Origin of the sequence: Mangrovibacter yixingensis (genome assembly GCF_020523985.1) — a bacterium.
In the GTDB taxonomy this organism is placed as follows: Bacteria; Pseudomonadota; Gammaproteobacteria; order Enterobacterales; family Enterobacteriaceae; genus Mangrovibacter; species Mangrovibacter yixingensis.
This window is the reverse complement of sequence record NZ_JAIVKM010000002.1, coordinates 597055-616200: the sequence shown is the minus strand read 5'-3', so window position 1 is coordinate 616200 and position 19146 is coordinate 597055. Positions and strand designations below refer to the sequence as shown.

The 19146-nt window shown below is 49.0% G+C and carries 18 protein-coding genes and 2 tRNA genes; 16 read left to right on the top strand and 4 right to left on the bottom strand.

Annotation, left to right across the window (positions count from 1 at the left end):
* Positions 1-23 precede the first annotated feature (23 nt).
* Positions 24-989: a DMT family transporter gene (locus LC084_RS13575; protein ID WP_226571720.1), complete on the top strand. Its 966-nt coding sequence runs from the start codon at positions 24-26 to the stop codon at positions 987-989.
* 16 nt (positions 990-1005) lie between these two features.
* Positions 1006-2187 (top strand): Obg family GTPase CgtA, encoded by a 1182-nt coding sequence (gene cgtA, locus LC084_RS13570; protein WP_226571719.1) that lies wholly within the window; start codon positions 1006-1008, stop codon positions 2185-2187.
* 79 nt (positions 2188-2266) lie between these two features.
* Here cgtA and pmrB read toward each other — a convergent pair whose 3' ends face one another.
* The 3 genes from pmrB to dacB are packed head-to-tail and all read right to left on the bottom strand — an operon-like array spanning position 2267 to position 5423.
* On the bottom strand, positions 2267-3331 hold the full coding sequence (gene pmrB, locus LC084_RS13565) for a two-component system sensor histidine kinase PmrB (protein ID WP_226571718.1): 1065 nt from the start codon (positions 3329-3331) through the stop codon (positions 2267-2269).
* Positions 3328-3990, bottom strand: coding sequence for a two-component system response regulator PmrA (gene pmrA, locus LC084_RS13560; protein WP_226571717.1), 663 nt, complete (start codon positions 3988-3990; stop codon positions 3328-3330). The genes pmrB and pmrA overlap by 4 nt, the downstream gene beginning before the upstream one ends.
* A gap of 2 nt (positions 3991-3992) precedes the next feature.
* The gene (gene dacB, locus LC084_RS13555) at positions 3993-5423 is read right to left on the bottom strand and encodes a serine-type D-Ala-D-Ala carboxypeptidase (RefSeq protein WP_226571716.1); all 1431 of its coding nucleotides are present in this window, start codon (positions 5421-5423) and stop codon (positions 3993-3995) included.
* 256 nt (positions 5424-5679) lie between these two features.
* On the opposite strand from dacB, the gene greA reads away from it, so the two are divergent.
* Positions 5680-6156, top strand: a complete 477-nt coding sequence (greA, locus tag LC084_RS13550; RefSeq protein ID WP_226571715.1) for a transcription elongation factor GreA — start codon at positions 5680-5682, stop codon at positions 6154-6156.
* Positions 6157-6287: 131 nt separating this feature from the next.
* Here the strand turns inward: greA and yhbY are convergent, their stop codons facing one another.
* Complete coding sequence (yhbY, locus tag LC084_RS13545; protein WP_036105139.1) at positions 6288-6581, bottom strand: ribosome assembly RNA-binding protein YhbY; 294 nt, start codon at positions 6579-6581, stop codon at positions 6288-6290.
* A gap of 120 nt (positions 6582-6701) precedes the next feature.
* Here yhbY and rlmE point away from each other — a divergent pair, with 120 nt between their 5' ends.
* The 13 genes from rlmE to rpsO all read left to right on the top strand — a co-directional run bounded on the left by rlmE (position 6702) and on the right by rpsO (position 19105).
* Entirely contained in the window at positions 6702-7331 is a 630-nt protein-coding gene (rlmE, locus tag LC084_RS13540; RefSeq protein WP_036104859.1) for a 23S rRNA (uridine(2552)-2'-O)-methyltransferase RlmE, read from the top strand.
* A gap of 56 nt (positions 7332-7387) precedes the next feature.
* Positions 7388-9325 carry an ATP-dependent zinc metalloprotease FtsH gene (gene ftsH, locus LC084_RS13535; protein ID WP_226571714.1) on the top strand — a complete coding sequence of 646 codons (1938 nt, stop codon included), beginning with the start codon at positions 7388-7390 and terminating at the stop codon, positions 9323-9325.
* A gap of 79 nt (positions 9326-9404) precedes the next feature.
* A complete protein-coding gene (gene folP / locus LC084_RS13530) occupies positions 9405-10253 on the top strand; it encodes a dihydropteroate synthase (protein WP_226571713.1) in 849 nt (282 codons plus the stop codon).
* Positions 10246-11583 carry a phosphoglucosamine mutase gene (glmM, locus tag LC084_RS13525; RefSeq protein ID WP_226571712.1) on the top strand — a complete coding sequence of 446 codons (1338 nt, stop codon included), beginning with the start codon at positions 10246-10248 and terminating at the stop codon, positions 11581-11583. The genes folP and glmM overlap by 8 nt, the downstream gene beginning before the upstream one ends.
* A gap of 218 nt (positions 11584-11801) precedes the next feature.
* The gene (gene secG, locus LC084_RS13520) at positions 11802-12137 is read left to right on the top strand and encodes a preprotein translocase subunit SecG (RefSeq protein ID WP_226571711.1); all 336 of its coding nucleotides are present in this window, start codon (positions 11802-11804) and stop codon (positions 12135-12137) included.
* 36 nt (positions 12138-12173) lie between these two features.
* Positions 12174-12260 (top strand) — tRNA-Leu (locus LC084_RS13515).
* A gap of 59 nt (positions 12261-12319) precedes the next feature.
* Positions 12320-12396 (top strand) — tRNA-Met (locus LC084_RS13510).
* A 213-nt stretch (positions 12397-12609) separates the two neighbouring features.
* A complete protein-coding gene (gene rimP, locus LC084_RS13505; RefSeq protein ID WP_036105136.1) occupies positions 12610-13062 on the top strand; it encodes a ribosome maturation factor RimP in 453 nt (150 codons plus the stop codon).
* Between the two features lie 25 nt (positions 13063-13087).
* Positions 13088-14575 carry a transcription termination factor NusA gene (nusA, locus tag LC084_RS13500; RefSeq protein WP_226571710.1) on the top strand — a complete coding sequence of 496 codons (1488 nt, stop codon included), beginning with the start codon at positions 13088-13090 and terminating at the stop codon, positions 14573-14575.
* Between the two features lie 24 nt (positions 14576-14599).
* Positions 14600-17305, top strand: coding sequence for a translation initiation factor IF-2 (infB, locus tag LC084_RS13495; RefSeq protein ID WP_226571709.1), 2706 nt, complete (start codon positions 14600-14602; stop codon positions 17303-17305).
* Positions 17306-17375: 70 nt separating this feature from the next.
* Positions 17376-17786 (top strand): 30S ribosome-binding factor RbfA, encoded by a 411-nt coding sequence (gene rbfA, locus LC084_RS13490; protein WP_226571708.1) that lies wholly within the window; start codon positions 17376-17378, stop codon positions 17784-17786.
* Positions 17786-18730, top strand: a complete 945-nt coding sequence (gene truB / locus LC084_RS13485) for a tRNA pseudouridine(55) synthase TruB (RefSeq protein ID WP_226571707.1) — start codon at positions 17786-17788, stop codon at positions 18728-18730. The genes rbfA and truB overlap by 1 nt, the downstream gene beginning before the upstream one ends.
* A 105-nt stretch (positions 18731-18835) precedes the next feature.
* Positions 18836-19105 carry a 30S ribosomal protein S15 gene (gene rpsO / locus LC084_RS13480; protein WP_064600585.1) on the top strand — a complete coding sequence of 90 codons (270 nt, stop codon included), beginning with the start codon at positions 18836-18838 and terminating at the stop codon, positions 19103-19105.
* Positions 19106-19146 lie beyond the last annotated feature (41 nt).

The following is a 19146-nucleotide window of genomic DNA, read 5'->3' as shown; positions in this document are numbered from 1 at the left end:
GGGTAAAGCTCCGGGAGCTTTAAATGAAACAGCAGGCAGGAATTGGTCTCGCTTTAGCCCTGACAACAGCGATGTGCTGGGGCGCATTACCTATTGCTATGAAACAGGTATTGGAGGTGATGTCTCCTCCTACTGTTGTGTTTTATCGTTTCCTGATGGCTGGTGCCGGGCTGGGCTTAATTTTGACACTGAGAGGAAATTTACCTCCGCTCAGAATTTTTAAAAGCCCCCGTTGGTTAGTCTTACTGGCCATTGCTACGGGTGGGTTATTTGGGAACTTTATCTTTTTTAGTTCCTCTTTGCAGTATCTTAGCCCCACAGCATCGCAGGTCATTGGCCAACTATCTCCGGTGGGTATGATGGTTGCCAGTGTTCTCATACTGAAAGAAAAGATGCGTGGTACGCAGATTGTCGGTGCGCTAATGCTCCTTTCCGGGTTGATTATGTTTTTTAACACCAGCCTGGTTGAGATATTTACCCGCCTGACTGATTACACATGGGGCGTCATATTTGGTGTTTCTGCCGCTTGTGTTTGGGTAAGTTACGGTGTGGCGCAGAAAGTATTACTACGGCGTCTGGCATCACAACAGATTCTGTTTTTGTTGTACACTTTATGTACATTGGCGTTACTTCCATTGGCTGACCCAATGGTTATAAAACAACTGAGTGGGTGGCAACTGGGTTGTTTGGTGTTTTGTGGCCTGAATACTCTGGTGGGTTACGGTGCGCTGGCAGAAGCAATGGCGCGCTGGCAGGCAGCACAGGTGAGTGCATTTATTACACTGACACCTTTATTTACGTTGTTGTTTTCAGATTTATTAGCACTGGCATGGCCGGATTTCTTTGCTGTGCCAATGTTGAATGTCATGGGTTATATCGGCGCATTTGTCGTTGTGGCGGGCGCAATGTATTCCGCGATTGGGCATCGCCTTTGGGGGCGCTGGCGTAAGCGCCAGCCGGCAATACCTGTGCCCCGTTCGGGCGAATGATCTACGGAGAAGTAAAATGAAGTTTGTTGATGAAGCAACGATCCTCGTGGTCGCAGGTGATGGCGGCAACGGGTGTGTTAGCTTCCGTCGTGAAAAGTACATCCCGAAAGGCGGCCCGGATGGTGGCGATGGCGGTGATGGTGGTGATGTTTGGCTGGAAGCTGACGAGAACTTGAATACCCTCATTGATTATCGCTTTGAAAAGTCATTCCGTGCTGAACGGGGACAGAATGGTCAAAGCCGTGACTGTACTGGTAAACGAGGCAAAGATGTCTCTATTCGTGTCCCTGTTGGCACCCGGGTTATCGATAAAGGCACTGGGGAAACTATGGGAGATATGGTTTCTCATGGGCAACGTTTGTTGGTCGGGAAAGGTGGCTGGCACGGTCTGGGTAACTCACGCTTTAAGTCTTCAGTAAATCGTACACCACGCCAGAAAACCAATGGTACGCCAGGTGAGAAGCGTGAAATCGATCTCGAGCTGATGTTGTTGGCTGATGTTGGTATGCTTGGTTTACCTAACGCAGGTAAATCCACGTTTATACGTGCCGTTTCTGCCGCAAAACCGAAAGTAGCTGATTATCCCTTCACTACTCTGGTTCCAAGCCTGGGTGTTGTCCGAATGGATAACGAAAAGAGCTTTGTGGTTGCCGATATTCCAGGTTTGATTGAAGGTGCTGCGGATGGCGCAGGGCTGGGGATTCGTTTCCTCAAACACCTTGAACGTTGCCGTGTTTTATTGCACCTGATTGACCTGGCACCTATTGATGGCTCTGATCCCGTTGAGAATGCGCGCATTATTATTGGTGAGCTTGAGAAATATAGCACTACCCTGGCAGCAAAACCTCGCTGGTTGGTGTTCAATAAAGTCGACTTGCTTGATAGTGAAGATGCTAAGCAGCGTGCTCAAGAAATTGCTACCGCGCTGGGCTGGGAAGAAAAACATTACCTGATATCTGCTGCGACGCGTGATGGTGTCAATGCGTTATGCTGGGATGTAATGAACTTTATTATCGAAAACCCTGTGGTTCATGAAGAAGCGGTTCAGGAAGCAGAGAAAGTTGAGTTTATGTGGGACGAGTACCATCGTAAACAACTGGAAGAAATGCAGTCTGAAGCAGAAGAACCCTGGGACGACGACGATGACGACTGGGATGAAGATGACGACGAAGGCGTAGAGATAATCTACGAGCGTTAATTTCAGCGCATCAGTACACATGCATCAGTACACATAAGGCCGGATACCTCCGGCCTTTTGCTTTTTAGAAATATCACTGTCAGTTTAAATCAATGCGAGACGGGAACCAGCAACCAGCATCCAGACCCTGCCTGTCCGTGCGGTTATCAATCAGTAACTTTCCCCGGTGTAATTGCACAATACGCCGAACGATATTTAGCCCAAGCCCACTACCACCATAACGTTGGTCAAGGCGCCGGAATGGCTCTGTAATAGTTTTCCTGTGTGCCTCATCAATTCCTGGCCCTTCATCCAGAACCTGAAGATGTGCTCCATTGTCTTCTTCACACAAACGTACTTCAATGCAACTACCTTGCGGGCTGTAGCGCCAGGCATTTTCGAGTAAATTGCGTAACAACAGGCGTAATAACACTGGGTCGCCCTGTACTGAAAGAGAACGGTCTTCCGGCCAAATAATTCGCTGATTATGCCGTTCAGCCATTTCTGTCATTTCTTCCTGGAGTGGTTCAATAATATCTTTCCACCACTGATGTGTATCGTAATGCCCGCTGGCCAGGGCCTGTCCCGCCCGGGATAACATTAGCAACTGTTCAATAACATGCATCAGTTGGTCCAGGCGTTGAATTAACGAATCAGCCTGCTTATTTCCAGACTGAGCCATGAGTTCAAGATGAAGGCGGATACCGGCCAGTGGCGTCCGTAATTCATGGGCGGCATCGGCGGTAAATAATCGCTCTTGCTGGATGGTACTTTCCAATCGGGAGAGCAGTTGGTTGAGGGCCGTGGTGACCGCGACCATCTCTTCCATCCCGGAAAACATCGGCAATGGACTAAGGTTGTCGGCGGAGCGGTTCACCAGACTGCGGCTCAGTTTATTGAGTGGCTGGATAATCCAGGTGACAGCCAGAAATGAAAAAAACAGTGTAAAGCCAACCATGACTAGCGAAGGGACTAACAACGAGGCTATCGCTTCATGAATTTCTTTTTCAACATGTTGGTTACGTGCTCGGGCGGACAGTGTTTCATTCACCAGGAAACCAATTTGTTCCTGGCTTTCGTGCCACAGCCATAACACGCTGACAAGTTGAAAGAAAAGAAAAATCAACGCCAGCATTGCCATTAACCGCCGGCGCATACTGTTCATACACGATTCTCCAAACGATAACCGACACCTCTAACGGTTTTTATTCGTTCTTTACCCAGTTTACGCCGGAGGTTGTGAATGTGAACCTCAAGGGTATTTGAACCCGGATCATCTTGCCAACTATAGAGATCTTGCTGAAGTGTTTCCCGGTGAACTGTTTGACCAACCCGCATAATCAGCCGGGTCAGCAAAGCGAACTCTTTGGGGGTGACTTCAATTGCGTTACCTTGCAGCAACACCTGCTGGGTTTGGAGATTTAACGTGAGGTCATCATGTTGTAAAAGGTTGTCGCTGTGGCCCTGGTACCGGCGAATAAGCGCCCGTGCACGGGCTTGTAATTCAGCCAGAGCGAAGGGTTTAACCAGGTAGTCATCTGCCCCTGCATCAAGACCACTGACACGATCTTCGAGTGCATCCCGAGCAGTAAGAATTAATACAGGGGTTTTTAGCCCTCGCCGCCGCCATTGACTAAGTAATGTTGCACCATCTTTATCTGGCAATCCAAGATCCAGTATTACCAGACTGTATTCGCCACTTTGAATCAGTGCGTCTGCATCGCTGGCTGTCGCAGCAGTATCAACAGCGTACCCGTCGCCATTAAGCGCCAGAGCCAGCCCCTCTTGTAGCAGTAAATCGTCTTCAACAATGAGTAGTTTCATAATTAGTTATTCTGATAAAGATCTTTGTAGAGTCGGCTTTCAAAGCGTACCAGAGGTATCCTTCTGTTGCGCTGTTCGCTGGGTTCGACTGCATAACCAGAAAGATACTGAACGAATGCGAACTTTTGCCCAGATGCCGTTGTAATAAACCCTGCAAGGTTATAAACGCCTTGCAATGATCCTGTTTTGGCTGAGACTTTCCCATCCACCCCTGCTTCATGCAACCCGGCCCGGTATTGCAGCGAGCCATCATGGCCTGCCAGTGGCAGCATTGAGATAAAGTTTAGCTGATTATCATTTTTGGCAATAAATTGTAGCACTTGCATCATGGTTGACGGCGAAATCAGGTCATGACGTGATAAACCGGACCCATCCACCAGAATAGTGTTACCTAAATCAATGCCTGCCTTCTGCTTCAGAATTTGGCGAACAGCATCTGCTCCCGCACGCCAGGTACCCTGAACCCCCAGCGTTTCCCGCCCAATAGTGCGAAAAACAGTATCAGCAATCATGTTGTCAGATTTTTTCAGCATCACGCGAAGTAAATCATGAAGGGGGGCTGACTGCGTTGAGGCTAAAACCCGGCCGGGTTGGTTGACACGAGTTTGGCGAATCAGCGTGCCGCTCACTGCTATGCCCGCGCTATTCAGCTCATCTTTGAGTATTTCACCTGCATAACTGGCCCCATCCTGTATGGCGAACGCCAGAGGTAATGGGTCTTTACGCTGAGTCAGACAACCTGTCAACGTGTAGCGATTCAGGTCACCTGTGACAACATCCAATTCACAATATTTGGCATCTGCAGAGCCAGGGGCTAGTGTGCGTACATTGGAAAATACATGAACAGGGTAATATGACGCCAGCCGTACAGTTGCTGTTTCATCGGGTTTGGTACTCGAAAGCGATACGGAAAAACAATTTTTATCGACGATAGCCGCAGACGGCGGTGCACTGAAACATTGCGTTATATCATTCCAGGGCCAGCCAGGGGCTTTATCGTGGCTGGCGAATACCGAAGTATCAATTAAGATATTTCCCTGAATTTTTTCAATTCCTGCTTTTTTCAGGCTGGCTACCATATTGCGCAATTGCTGGCGCTTTAGTGTCGGGTCACCGGTAAACCTCGCTATAAGGTCTCCTTGCAAAATCCCGTTATTGATGTTTCCATGACTTTCAAGGGTTGTAGTGAAATGGTAATCAGGGCCGAGTGATAACAGGGCTGCCAGAGCCGTTATCACTTTCTGAGTACTGGCGGGCAGCGCCATTTGTTGGCCATGGTAATCAATAAGTGGTGTATCTGAACCAGCTTTTTGCACCAGAAGCGCGAGGTTAGCGCCTGGTGGGAGTTGTTTGACGTATTCGTCAACATTTGCCGCCTGTGCCTCTAAGGCGAAGGATAAAACCAGTCCAACAGCTAAACGTAAAAATCGCATAATTTTTGGCATTAAAACCTGGAAACGTGCCGTCATACTACGGTGCAATCCCCTGTAAAGTAAACGATGACCCTTAGGGAACTCCAGGTTAAAATACGTATCAAAATGCGAAATACGACTAGCCTGAAGCTTTGCTTCGGGGTAGTTTTCTTTTGTTTCTGGCCCGGTGAATGCAGAGTTTCTTCGGGCAGTACTCCGGTTGAGCGGCCAATTGTGGCCCTTGTGTCCGGGGCGTTTTTTTATAATGAGGTATAATATGCAAGCTATTCCGATGACTTTACGTGGCGCCGAAAAATTGCGCGAAGAGCTTGAGTTTCTGAAGGGCGTTCGCCGTCCGGAGATCATCGCAGCTATCGCCGAAGCGCGTGAGCACGGTGATTTAAAGGAAAATGCCGAATACCATGCCGCGCGTGAGCAACAAGGCTTTTGTGAAGGGCGTATCAAGGATATTGAAGGTAAGCTGTCTAATGCACAGGTTATCGATGTGACCAAGTTGCCTAACAATGGGCGGGTTATCTTTGGTTCAACGGTAACAGTACTGAATCTTGATACCGAAGAAGAGCTGACTTACCGCATTGTTGGTGACGACGAAGCAGATTTTAAAAAGAATCTTATCTCCGTTAACTCACCCATTGCCCGTGGGCTGATTGGTAAAGAAGCCGATGATATCGTAGGAATTAATACCCCTGGTGGGTTAGTTGAATTTGAAATCGTCAAGGTAGAATACCTCTGATTTCTGCTACGCTGGATAGAACGGTTTTGTAAAGAATGGAAAAGGCCGCACTGCGGCCTTTTAACCATGAAGGGAGCGTGTCATTTTGCACGGCCTGCGTTATAAAAATGCTTAAAACCTTTGCACTTTTGTTAGCGGGGCAGCGAAATTTTACGTTCCTGGGATGGGCGATAAAGCACCAGCGTTTTACCGATGACCTGTACATTACAGGCTCCGGTTTCCCGCACGATGGCTTCCACTATCAAAGTTTTCGTTTCACGATCTTCTGTGGCAACTTTAACCTTGATCAGTTCGTGGTGCTCCAGCGCTTGTTCAATCTCGGCCAGCACCCCTTCGGTCAGACCGTTATTGCCAAGCAGGACTACCGGCTTGAGCGGATGCGCGAGACCTTTCAGGTGCTGTTTTTGTTTTGTACTCAGATTCATCGTTTTTTGCTTACGTTGGGATTGAAAACGGGACATTCTACCGCCATCTCCTGATTATAGCCAAATCGCCGTGCGCTTTTTGATATTGCTCGCGGAAGATGAACCCGACTGGATTATAAAATGACAGGTAAAAAGCGTTCTGCCAGCTCTAGCCGCTGGTTGCAGGAACACTTTAGCGACAAATATGTTCAGAAGGCACAGAAAAAGGGGTTACGATCCCGTGCCTGGTTTAAACTTGATGAAATACAGCAAGGTGACAAACTTTTTAAACCGGGAATGACGGTTGTTGACCTTGGTGCAGCTCCCGGTGGTTGGTCGCAATATGTGGTAAGTCAAATCGGCGGAAAAGGTCGTATTATTGCCTGCGATCTTTTACCTATGGATCCAATCGTTGGTGTGGACTTCCTTCAGGGCGATTTTCGTGATGAATTAGTTCTGAAAGCACTTCTTGAACGAGTAGGCGATAAAAAAGTTCAGGTTGTCATGTCCGATATGGCACCCAATATGAGCGGAACACCTGCTGTCGATATTCCCCGTGCTATGTATTTGGTGGAACTGGCGTTAGAAATGTGTCGTGATATTCTGGCACCAGGTGGTAGTTTTGTAGTGAAGGTATTTCAGGGCGAAGGTTTCGATGAGTACCTACGGGAAATTCGCTCCCTGTTTACGAGTGTTAAAGTTCGTAAGCCGGACGCTTCACGTGCTCGCTCACGTGAAGTGTACATTGTAGCGACCGGGCGTAAACTATAGTACCCTGACGCTGTTTGTTAACACAGTTGTAATATGAGGTTAATCCCTTGAGTGACATGGCGAAAAACCTAATACTCTGGCTGGTCATTGCCGTTGTGCTGATGTCAGTATTCCAGAGCTTTGGGCCCAGCGAGTCTAATGGCCGCAGGGTGGATTACTCTACCTTCCTGTCTGAGGTCAATCAGGATCAGATTCGTGAAGCGCGTATCAACGGACGTGAGATTACCGTTACCAAGAAAGATAGTAACCGATACACGACTTATATCCCCGTAAACGATCCCAAACTTCTTGATAACCTGCTTACCAAGAACGTGAAGGTTGTTGGCGAACCACCAGAAGAACAAAGCCTGCTGGCAACCATCTTTATTTCATGGTTCCCAATGCTTTTACTTATTGGGGTATGGATATTTTTTATGCGCCAAATGCAGGGCGGTGGTGGCAAAGGAGCCATGTCGTTCGGTAAAAGTAAGGCGCGAATGCTGACGGAAGATCAGATTAAAACCACCTTTGCCGATGTCGCGGGTTGTGACGAAGCGAAAGAAGAGGTCGGTGAACTGGTGGAATATCTCCGTGAGCCGAGCCGCTTCCAGAAGTTAGGCGGTAAAATTCCGAAAGGTGTGCTGATGGTTGGCCCGCCAGGTACAGGTAAAACGTTGCTTGCCAAGGCTATCGCTGGTGAGGCAAAAGTACCGTTTTTCACCATCTCGGGTTCTGACTTCGTCGAAATGTTCGTGGGTGTGGGGGCTTCCCGTGTTCGTGATATGTTCGAACAGGCTAAAAAAGCTGCTCCCTGCATAATCTTTATTGATGAAATCGATGCCGTCGGCCGCCAGCGTGGTGCGGGTCTGGGTGGTGGTCACGATGAACGTGAACAGACACTGAACCAGATGCTGGTCGAAATGGATGGTTTCGAAGGCAATGAAGGCATTATTGTCATTGCGGCAACTAACCGTCCTGATGTGCTGGACCCCGCATTGTTGCGTCCAGGTCGTTTTGACCGTCAGGTTGTAGTTGGGCTGCCTGATGTGCGTGGCCGTGAGCAAATCCTCAAAGTACATATGCGCCGTGTGCCGCTGGCTCCGGATATCGATGCAGCGATTATTGCCCGTGGTACGCCTGGTTTTTCCGGTGCGGACCTGGCAAACCTTGTGAACGAAGCCGCCTTGTTTGCTGCTCGTGGCAATAAACGTGTTGTGTCTATGGTTGAGTTTGAAAAAGCGAAAGACAAAATCATGATGGGCGCAGAACGTCGCTCAATGGTGATGACTGAAGCTCAGAAAGAATCAACTGCATATCATGAAGCGGGCCACGCCATTATCGGGCGTCTGGTGCCGGAACATGACCCGGTACATAAAGTAACGATTATTCCGCGTGGTCGTGCTTTGGGTGTGACGTTCTTCCTGCCTGAAGGTGATGCAATAAGTGCAAGCCGTCAGAAATTGGAAAGCCAGATCTCGACACTGTACGGTGGTCGCCTGGCAGAAGAGATAATTTATGGCGTTGAACATGTTTCAACCGGTGCGTCTAACGACATTAAAGTCGCGACCAACCTGGCTCGTAACATGGTTACTCAGTGGGGCTTCTCAGAAAAACTGGGGCCATTGCTGTATGCGGAAGAAGATGGTGAGGTGTTCCTTGGCCGCAGTGTGGCTAAAGCGAAACACATGTCAGACGAAACAGCTCGTATTATCGACCAGGAAGTGAAATCACTGATTGAGCGTAATTACAATCGTGCCCGTCAAATTCTTAACGATAACATGGATATCCTCCATGCTATGAAAGATGCGTTAATGAAATATGAAACTATTGATTTACCGCAGATTGATGATTTGATGGCCCGGCGTGATGTTCGTCCACCTGCTGGTTGGGAAGACCCGAATGCCAGCAACAACACTGACAATACTTCTGGTACGCCAACAGCGCCAAAACCTGTGGACGATCCGGATATCAATAAACCCGGAAATCCCATGTCAGAGCAGACTGGTGATAAATAATCCCATTTTGCTGTAATCTGCAAACCCCGGCATGTCCGGGGTTTTTCTCATCCGTAACGCGTTTTCTGAAGGTAATCACATGAAACTCTTTGCTCAGGGGACTTCACTTGATCTCTCGCATCCTCATGTCATGGGGATTTTAAATGTCACGCCTGATTCATTTTCCGATGGCGGCCAGCACAACACCCTGAATGAAGCAGTAAAACATGCCAACCTGATGATCAACGCGGGAGCGACGATTGTTGATGTGGGCGGAGAGTCTACCAGGCCCGGTGCAGCTTTGGTTAGTGTGGAAGAAGAACTTGCCCGCGTTATTCCGGTTGTTGAGGCGCTGGCACAGCGGTTTGAAGTGTGGGTTTCGGTGGACACTTCTCGCCCTGAGGTCATTCGGGAATCTGCACGCGTAGGTGCACATCTGATTAATGATATCCGCTCACTTACAATGCCGGGGGCAATAGAAGCTGCGGCAGAAACTGAGCTGCCAGTTTGCCTGATGCATATGCAGGGTGAACCACGCACAATGCAGGAAGCACCGCGTTATGATGATGTTTTCAAGGATGTAGAGCATTTTCTGACAGAGCAAATTGTACGCTGTGAAGCCGCTGGGATCGCGAAAGAAAAATTGTTACTCGACCCCGGCTTCGGTTTCGGTAAAAATCTTAGCCACAATTATCAGCTGCTGGCGCGTTTATCTGAACTTCATCACTTCGGCTTGCCATTGTTGGTCGGGATGTCCCGTAAATCGATGGTCGGGCAACTTCTGAATGTGGGGCCGGATCAGCGTCTGAGCGGCAGCCTGGCATGTGCGGTTATCGCTGCGATGCAAGGGGCACATATTATTCGTGTTCACGATGTAAAAGAAACCGTTGAGGCGATGCGTGTTGTGGAAGCGACGTTGTCAGCGAAGGAAAATAGACGCTATGAGTAACCGTAAATATTTTGGTACCGATGGGATTCGCGGCTGTGTTGGTCAGGCCCCTATTACACCTGATTTTGTGCTTAAACTGGGCTGGGCTGCGGGCAAAGTGCTGGCACGTCACGGTTCTCGAAAAGTAATTATTGGCAAAGATACCCGTATTTCAGGTTATATGCTGGAATCCGCGCTGGAAGCCGGGCTGGCGGCAGCTGGTTTGTCAGCCTCGTTTACCGGCCCTATGCCAACACCTGCAGTAGCCTATTTAACCCGTACTTTTCGGGCTGAAGCTGGCATTGTCATTTCGGCATCTCATAACCCGTATTATGACAATGGCATCAAGTTTTTCTCTACAGAAGGCACCAAGTTGCCGGATGAAGTAGAAGAAGCTATTGAAGCCGAACTGGAAAAAGAGATTACTTGTGCAGAATCGGCCATGCTGGGTAAAGCCAGCCGTATTGTTGATGCTGCCGGGCGTTATATTGAGTTCTGTAAAGGTACTTTCCCGAACGAATTGAACTTGAACGGCCTTAAAGTGGTTGTTGATTGTGCTAATGGCGCAACTTACCACATTGCACCGAATGTTTTCCGTGAATTGGGAGCCGATGTAATTGCTATAGGCTGTGAACCCAACGGGCTGAATATCAATGAAAAATGTGGTGCAACAGATGTTGCAGCGCTTCAGGCCCGAGTGATCGCGGAAAACGCAGACCTTGGGCTGGCTTTTGATGGTGACGGCGATCGCGTGATCATGGTTGACCACCTGGGGAACCGTGTTGACGGTGACCAAATTCTCTACATTATTGCCCGGGAAGGCTTACGCCAGGGCAAACTGCAGGGAGGGGTGGTCGGCACGTTAATGAGCAATATGGGCCTCGAACTGGCACTGAAACAGTTGGGTATTCCTTTCGCCCGAGCGAAAGTTGGAGACCGCTATGTGCTGGAGAAAATGCAAGAAAAAGGCTGGCGCATTGGGGCTGAGAACTCAGGGCACGTTATTCTGTTAGATAAAAGCACCACGGGGGACGGCATTCTTGCCGGTCTTCAGGTTCTGGCCGCTGTTGTGCGCAATCATATGAGCCTGCATGATCTTTGCAGTGGTATGTCACTGTTCCCGCAGATTCTGGTTAATGTCCGTTATACCGCGGGGAGCGGTGATCCTCTGGAGCACGATAGCGTGAAACAAATTACAGCAGAAGTTGAGCGTACTTTGGGTAAACGTGGGCGTGTCCTGTTGCGTAAGTCGGGTACAGAACCTCTGATTCGCGTAATGGTGGAAGGCGAAGATGAAGCACAGGTTACTCAACTGGCTAACCAAATAGCCGATTCAGTGAAAGCAGTCTGAAAATAAACGGTGGGTAAGGTGAGATTCTCACCTTACCGGCTGAAATCCACGCGTGTTGCCGCTTTTTTCTGCAATTGAATCGTTGCGAAGAAAATGGTCTTGCACAGTGCATTCGCTTTAGTTAGTATTCACACCCGCTTCAGTGGGGAATGACAAATACCCACGTCTTTTTGGTTAGAAGCATTGGCATGCGGAAATCCGCAAGGAACAGGTTAATTATGTACGAAGCTCTTTTAGTCGTTTTCCTTATTGTAGCCATCGGCCTTGTTGGCTTGATTATGCTGCAGCAAGGTAAAGGTGCTGATATGGGTGCCTCCTTTGGCGCAGGCGCTTCTGCAACTCTGTTTGGTTCAAACGGTTCTGGTAACTTCATGACCCGGATGACTGCCGTGCTGGCAACACTGTTTTTTATTATCAGCCTGGCGCTGGGTAATATCAACAGTAACAAAACCACTAAGGGGAGCAGTTGGGATAATCTGAGCCAGCCTGCCCAAACTGAGCAGACTACTCAACCGGCAGCGCCAGCGCAGCCGAGTAGCGATATCCCGCATTAATTTGTCGTATCATCGCACGTTTTGTGCGAATTAAGTGCCGAGGTGGTGGAATTGGTAGACACGCTACCTTGAGGTGGTAGTGCCCGATTGGGCTTACGGGTTCAAGTCCCGTCCTCGGTACCAAATCCCAGCAAAATTTGCTTTTTTTGTGTTAAAGGCGTAGTATTTGCCACGTTTTCGGACGCGGGGTGGAGCAGCCTGGTAGCTCGTCGGGCTCATAACCCGAAGGTCGTCGGTTCAAATCCGGCCCCCGCAACCAATTTCCCTGAGAGTTGTTTTTCAAATATACTGTGAAGAGCGACAGTTCTTTTCACGATGGAATTTTGAAAAAAATTCTCATGGAAATAGTTCCAGGTCGCATTCGCGGCTTGTAGGGTTCAGTTATACAAAGCCCCGATTTATCGGGGTTTTTTGTTATCTGACGAGAGAATAACTGGGCTTAACGCCCTTTTTTTATGTCTTGGGGGTGGGCTTGTCCACATTAGAGCAAAAGTTAACAGAGATGATTACTGCACCAGTAGAGGCTCTGGGCTACGAACTGGTTGGTATTGAGTTTGTTCGCGGTCGTACATCTACGTTGCGCATCTACATTGATAGTCCGAATGGTATCACTGTTGATGATTGTGCTGATGTCAGTCATCAGGTAAGTGCAGTAATGGATGTAGAAGATCCAATCACTGTTGCTTATAACCTCGAAGTCTCCTCTCCTGGCCTTGACCGTCCAATGTTTACTGCTGCGCATTACACGCGTTTTCTTGGTGAGGAAGTAGCGTTGGTGTTGCGCATGGCGGTACAGAACCGTCGTAAATGGCAGGGCATCATCAAACAGGTTGATGGTGAAATGGTTACCGTTACGGTCGATGGCAATGATGAAGTGTTCGCACTGAGTAATATCCAGAAAGCGAACCTGGTCCCCCACTTTTAACAGTCTGGCTTGAGGCGAACCCAGGATGAACAAAGAAATTTTAGCTGTTGTCGAAGCGGTTTCTAATGAAAAAGCGGTTCCGCGCGAAAAAATTTTTGAAGCGCTGGAAACAGCCCTTGCAACGGCGACTAAGAAAAAATATGAACAGGAAATCGACGTTCGCGTCAGCATTGACCGGAAAAGTGGTGATTTTGACACTTTCCGCCGCTGGCTGATCGTTGAGGAAGTTACTCAGCCTACGCGTGAAATAACGCTGGAAGCAGCGCAGTTTGAAGATCCTGCGTTGAATCTGGGTGACTATGTAGAAGACCAGATCGAGTCAGTGACCTTTGACCGTATCACCACGCAAACTGCAAAACAGGTTATCGTTCAGAAAGTGCGTGAAGCAGAGCGGGCAATGGTTGTTGATCAGTTCCGTGAGCACGAAGGCGAAATTATCACCGGTATGGTGAAAAAAGTGAATCGTGAAAATATCACACTGGATCTGGGTAATAACGCAGAAGCCGTCATTCTTCGTGAAGATATGTTACCGCGTGAAAACTTCCGCCCGGGTGACCGTGTGCGTGGGGTGTTGTATTCCGTGCGTCCTGAATCACGTGGTGCGCAGTTATTTGTGACTCGCGCTAAGCCGGAAATGCTGATTGAGTTGTTCCGCATTGAAGTACCGGAAATTGGCGAAGAAGTTATCGAAATCAAAGCTGCGGCTCGTGACCCGGGCTCTCGCGCAAAAATTGCTGTGAAAACCAATGATAAACGCATCGACCCTGTTGGTGCATGCGTTGGGATGCGTGGGGCACGCGTGCAGGCTGTATCAACGGAACTTGGCGGCGAGCGTATTGATATCGTGCTGTGGGATGATAATCCTGCACAGTTCGTTATCAATGCAATGGCGCCTGCTGACGTCGCTTCCATCGTGGTTGATGAAGATAAACACACGATGGATATTGCGGTAGAAGCAGGTAACCTGGCGCAAGCTATTGGTCGTAACGGTCAAAACGTTCGTCTGGCTTCTCAACTGAGTGGCTGGGAGCTGAATGTCATGACGGTAGATGACTTGCAGGCTAAGCACCAGGCTGAAGCGCATGCCGCCATTGATACGTTCACCAAGTATCTCGATATTGATGAAGATTTCGCGACCGTTCTGGTAGAAGAAGGCTTTTCCTCGCTGGAAGAGTTAGCGTATGTCCCAATGAAAGAGTTGCTTGAAATCGATGGGCTTGATGAACCTACTGTAGAAGCATTACGTGAACGTGCGAAAAATGCACTTACCACGCTGGCGTTGGCGCAGGAAGAAAGCCTGGGTGATAAGAAACCTACCGACGATCTGATTAACCTTGAGGGTATGGATCGTGCGCTGGCCTTTAAACTGGCTACGCGTGGTATTAGTACGCTGGAAGATCTCGCCGAGCAGGGCATTGATGACCTGTCAGATATTGAAGGCTTAACTGATGAAAAAGCCGGGGCGCTGATTATGGCCGCCCGAAATATTTGCTGGTTCGGCGACGAAGCGTAATAAACTGTAGCAGGAAGGAACAGCATGACAGATGTGACTATTAAATCGCTGGCCGCGGAGATTCAAACTCCAGTGGATCGCCTGATACAGCAATTTGCTGATGCCGGGATCCGCAAATCGTCTGAAGATTCAGTGACAGCACAAGAAAAACAAACTTTGCTGGCGTTTTTGAACCGTGAACATGGTTCAGGGCCAGACAAGTTAACATTGCAGCGCAAAACGCGCAGCACTTTGAGTATTCAGGGTACCGGTGGTAAAAGTAAATCGGTACAAGTGGAAGTCCGCAAAAAGCGCACCTTTGTAAAACGTGATCCGCAAGAAGCTGAGCGTCTTGCCGCGGAAGAGCAAGCGCAGCGTGAGGCGGAAGAGCTGGCCAGTCGTGAGGCAGAACAATCTGCTAAACGTGAGGCTGAAGAAAAGGCCAAACGCGAAGCGGAAGAGAAAGCCAAACGCGATGCCGATGAACAAGCGAAGCGTGAGGCCGCGGAACAAGCGAAACGTGAAGCTGCGGAAAATAGCAAAGTGAGCAATCAACAATCCGAACAACAGAAAGCCGTACAGGCTGAGAAAGCCCGTCGTGAAGCAGAAGCTGCAGAGCTGAAACGTAAGGCTGAAGAAGAAGCCCGCCGCAAAATTGAAGAAGAGGCTCGCCGCGTTGCAGACGAAGCGCGCCGCATGGCGGAAGAGAATGCTGAACGTTGGCGTAATACTGACGAAGAAACGGAAAGCAGCGACTATCACGTTACTACGTCTCAGCATGCTCGTCAGGCTGAAGATGATAACGACCGTGAAGTTGAAGGCGGTCGTGGCCGTGGTCGCAATGCTAAAGCTTCACGTCCTAAGAAAGGTAACAAACACGCTGAATCCAAAGCTGACCGTGAAGAAGCGCGCGCCGCTATTCGCGGGGGTAAAGGTGGAAGACAGCGTAAAGGCAGTGCCTTGCAGCAAGGTTTCCAGAAACCCGCTCAAGCGGTTAACCGTGATGTCATGATTGGTGAAACGATCTCCGTTGCGGAACTGGCAAACAAAATGGCAGTGAAAGGTTCTCAGGTCATCAAAGCAATGATGAAGATGGGTGCTATGGCAACCATCAACCAGGTGATTGACCAGGAAACTGCGCAGCTTGTTGCTGAGGAAATGGGCCACAAAGTTATCCTGCGTCGTGAAAACGAGCTGGAAGAAGCAGTAATGAGCGACCGTGATACCGGTGCTCAGGCAGAACCGCGTGCGCCTGTTGTGACTATCATGGGTCACGTCGACCACGGTAAAACGTCTCTGCTGGACTACATTCGTTCTACAAAAGTTGCCTCTGGTGAAGCCGGTGGTATTACCCAGCATATCGGTGCTTATCACGTCCAAACCGACAACGGCATGATTACTTTCCTTGATACCCCAGGCCACGCAGCGTTTACCGCAATGCGTGCTCGAGGTGCTCAGGCGACAGATATCGTGGTGCTGGTTGTTGCAGCAGACGATGGCGTGATGCCACAAACCATTGAGGCTGTCCAGCACGCTAAAGCGGCGAAAGTACCTGTCGTTGTTGCTGTGAACAAGATTGATAAGCCTGAAGCTGATCCAGATCGTGTTAAAAATGAACTGGCTCAGTATGGCATCATTCCGGAAGAATGGGGTGGCGATTGCCAGTTCGTTCACGTTTCTGCAAAAGCAGGTACCGGGGTTGATGAACTGTTAGACGCTATCTTGCTGCAATCTGAAGTTCTGGAACTGAAAGCTGTACGTAATGGTATGGCAAGCGGTGTGGTTATCGAATCCTTCCTGGATAAAGGCCGTGGCCCGGTAGCAACAGTACTGGTACGTGAAGGTACGTTGCATCGTGGCGATATCGTCCTGTGCGGTTTCGAATATGGCCGTGTTCGTGCGATGCGCAACGAACTTGGCAAAGATGTAGAAGAAGCGGGTCCGTCAATTCCAGTAGAAATTCTGGGTTTGTCTGGTGTACCTGCAGCGGGTGATGAAGCTACCGTTGTCCGTGACGAGAAAAAAGCGCGTGAAGTGGCGCTGTATCGTCAGGGTAAATTCCGTGAAGTCAAACTGGCTCGTCAGCAGAAATCTAAACTGGAAAACATGTTTGCTAACATGACTGAAGGTGAAGTTTCTGAGGTTAACATCGTACTGAAAGCTGACGTTCAGGGTTCTGTTGAAGCTATTACCGATTCTCTGGTTAAACTGTCCACAGATGAAGTGAAAGTGAAAATTGTTGGCTCTGGTGTTGGTGGGATTACTGAAACCGATGCGACACTGGCTGCTGCTTCCAACGCGATTGTTGTGGGCTTTAACGTCCGTGCTGATGCCTCTGCTCGCCGTGTTATTGAAGCTGAAAGCATCGACCTGCGTTACTATTCCGTTATCTATAACCTGATTGACGAAGTTAAACAGGCGATGAGCGGTATGTTGGCTCCGGAATACAAACAGCAAATTATCGGCCTGGCTGAAGTTCGTGATGTGTTCAAATCACCGAAGTTTGGCGCGATTGCGGGTTGTATGGTTACGGAAGGTGTTGTTAAACGTCACAACCCAATTCGTGTGCTGCGTGATAACGTGGTTATCTATGAAGGCGAGCTGGAATCTCTGCGTCGCTTTAAAGATGACGTTAACGAAGTCCGTAATGGTATGGAATGTGGTATCGGCGTTAAGAACTACAATGATGTTCGCACTGGCGACATGATTGAAGTCTTCGAAATTATCGAAATTCAACGTACCATTTCCTAATCCCTTTTGGGGCTCGGTAAGATTATTAAGGGGGGCCTGGTGCCCCCCTGATTTGTCTGGAGAAACTATTATGGCGAAAGAGTTTGGTCGCCCACAGCGTGTATCACAGGAAATGCAGAAAGAAATCGCTATCATTCTGCAGCGTGAAATTAAAGATCCGCGCGTAGGTCTGATGACGACAGTCTCAGGTGTTGAAGTGTCCCGTGATTTAGCTTATGCAAAAGTTTACGTCACCTTCCTGAATGATCAGGATGAAGGTGCAGTAAAAGCTGGTGTTAAAGCTCTACAGGATGCATCTGGTTATATTCGCATGTTGCTTGGTAAAGCAATGCGTTTGCGCATTGTTCCTGAACTGACATTCATCTACGACAACTCTCTGGTTGAAGGGATGCGGATGTCAAATCTGGTCAGCAGTGTGGTTAAACAGGATGAAGAGCGCCGTTCCCATTCGGAAACGGATGACAGCAACAAGGAGGATTGATGAGTCGTCCTCGTCGGCGTGGGCGCGATGTCCATGGCGTTTTATTGTTGGATAAACCACTTGGCCTGTCATCAAATGATGCACTGCAAAAAGTAAAACGCCTCTTTAATGCTAATCGGGCTGGGCATACCGGGGCTCTCGACCCACTGGCAACCGGTATGCTGCCTATTTGCCTGGGTGAAGCAACCAAGTTTTCCCGTTACCTGCTGGATTCAGATAAACGATACCGTGTTATTGCCCGCCTGGGGCAACGTACCGATACATCCGATGCGGATGGAACTGTTGTTCAGGAACGCGCGGTTACCTTCAGCGAAGCTGATCTTGCTCGGGCTTTAGATAGTTTTCGAGGCGAAACGCAGCAAGTGCCATCTATGTTTTCTGCGCTCAAGTACCAAGGGCGGCCTTTGTATGAGTACGCTCGCCAGGGAATTGAAGTTCCTCGGGAAGCGCGTGCAATTACTGTGTATGAGTTGCTGTTTATTCGCCACGAAGGAAACGAGCTGGAACTGGAAGTTCATTGCTCCAAAGGTACTTACATTCGCACCATCATTGATGACCTGGGGGAAAAACTGGGTTGTGGTGCTCATGTAACCTTTTTGCGTCGTTTAGCTGTGAGTAAATATCCGGTAGAACGCATGGTGACCCTTGAGCACTTGAATACATTGGTTACGCAAGCGCAGGAAGAGGGTATCGGTATCGAGGTAGTACTGGATCCTTTACTGATGCCAATGGACAGCCCGGCAGCTGATTTCCCTCAAGTGAATCTGCAGTCAGCTGTAGCCGCATATTTCAAACAAGGGCAACCCGTTAGGGTTGCTGGTGTACCTTCTGATGGTTTGGTTCGTGTAACAGAAGGTGAAGAAGGTGAGTTTATTGGTATGGGTGAAATTGACGACGAAGGCCGTGTTGCTCCGCGTCGTTTGGTTGTTCATTATCCAGCTTAGTCTTACCTTGCGATAACCCGTCCGCGCAGGTAGAATAGCGCGGCTCTGGGGCTGCTGAATTAGAGATTGGCGCCCTGTTTTCTTATTTAATTACTGGAGTTCAAAATGTCTCTAAGTGTTGAAGCTAAAGCTAAAATCGTTTCTGAGTTCGGTCGTGGTGCTAACGACAGCGGTTCAACTGAAGTTCAGGTTGCCCTGCTGACTGCACAGATCAACCACCTGCAAGGTCACTTTGCAGAGCACAAAAAAGATCACCACAGCCGTCGTGGTCTGCTGCGCATGGTTTCTCAGCGTCGTAAGCTGCTTGACTACCTGAAACGTAAAGATGTTGCACGCTATTCTTCCCTGATCGAACGTCTGGGTCTGCGTCGCTAATATTTGCGAGTTTCTGAAAAAGGGGCCTCTGGAGGCCCCTT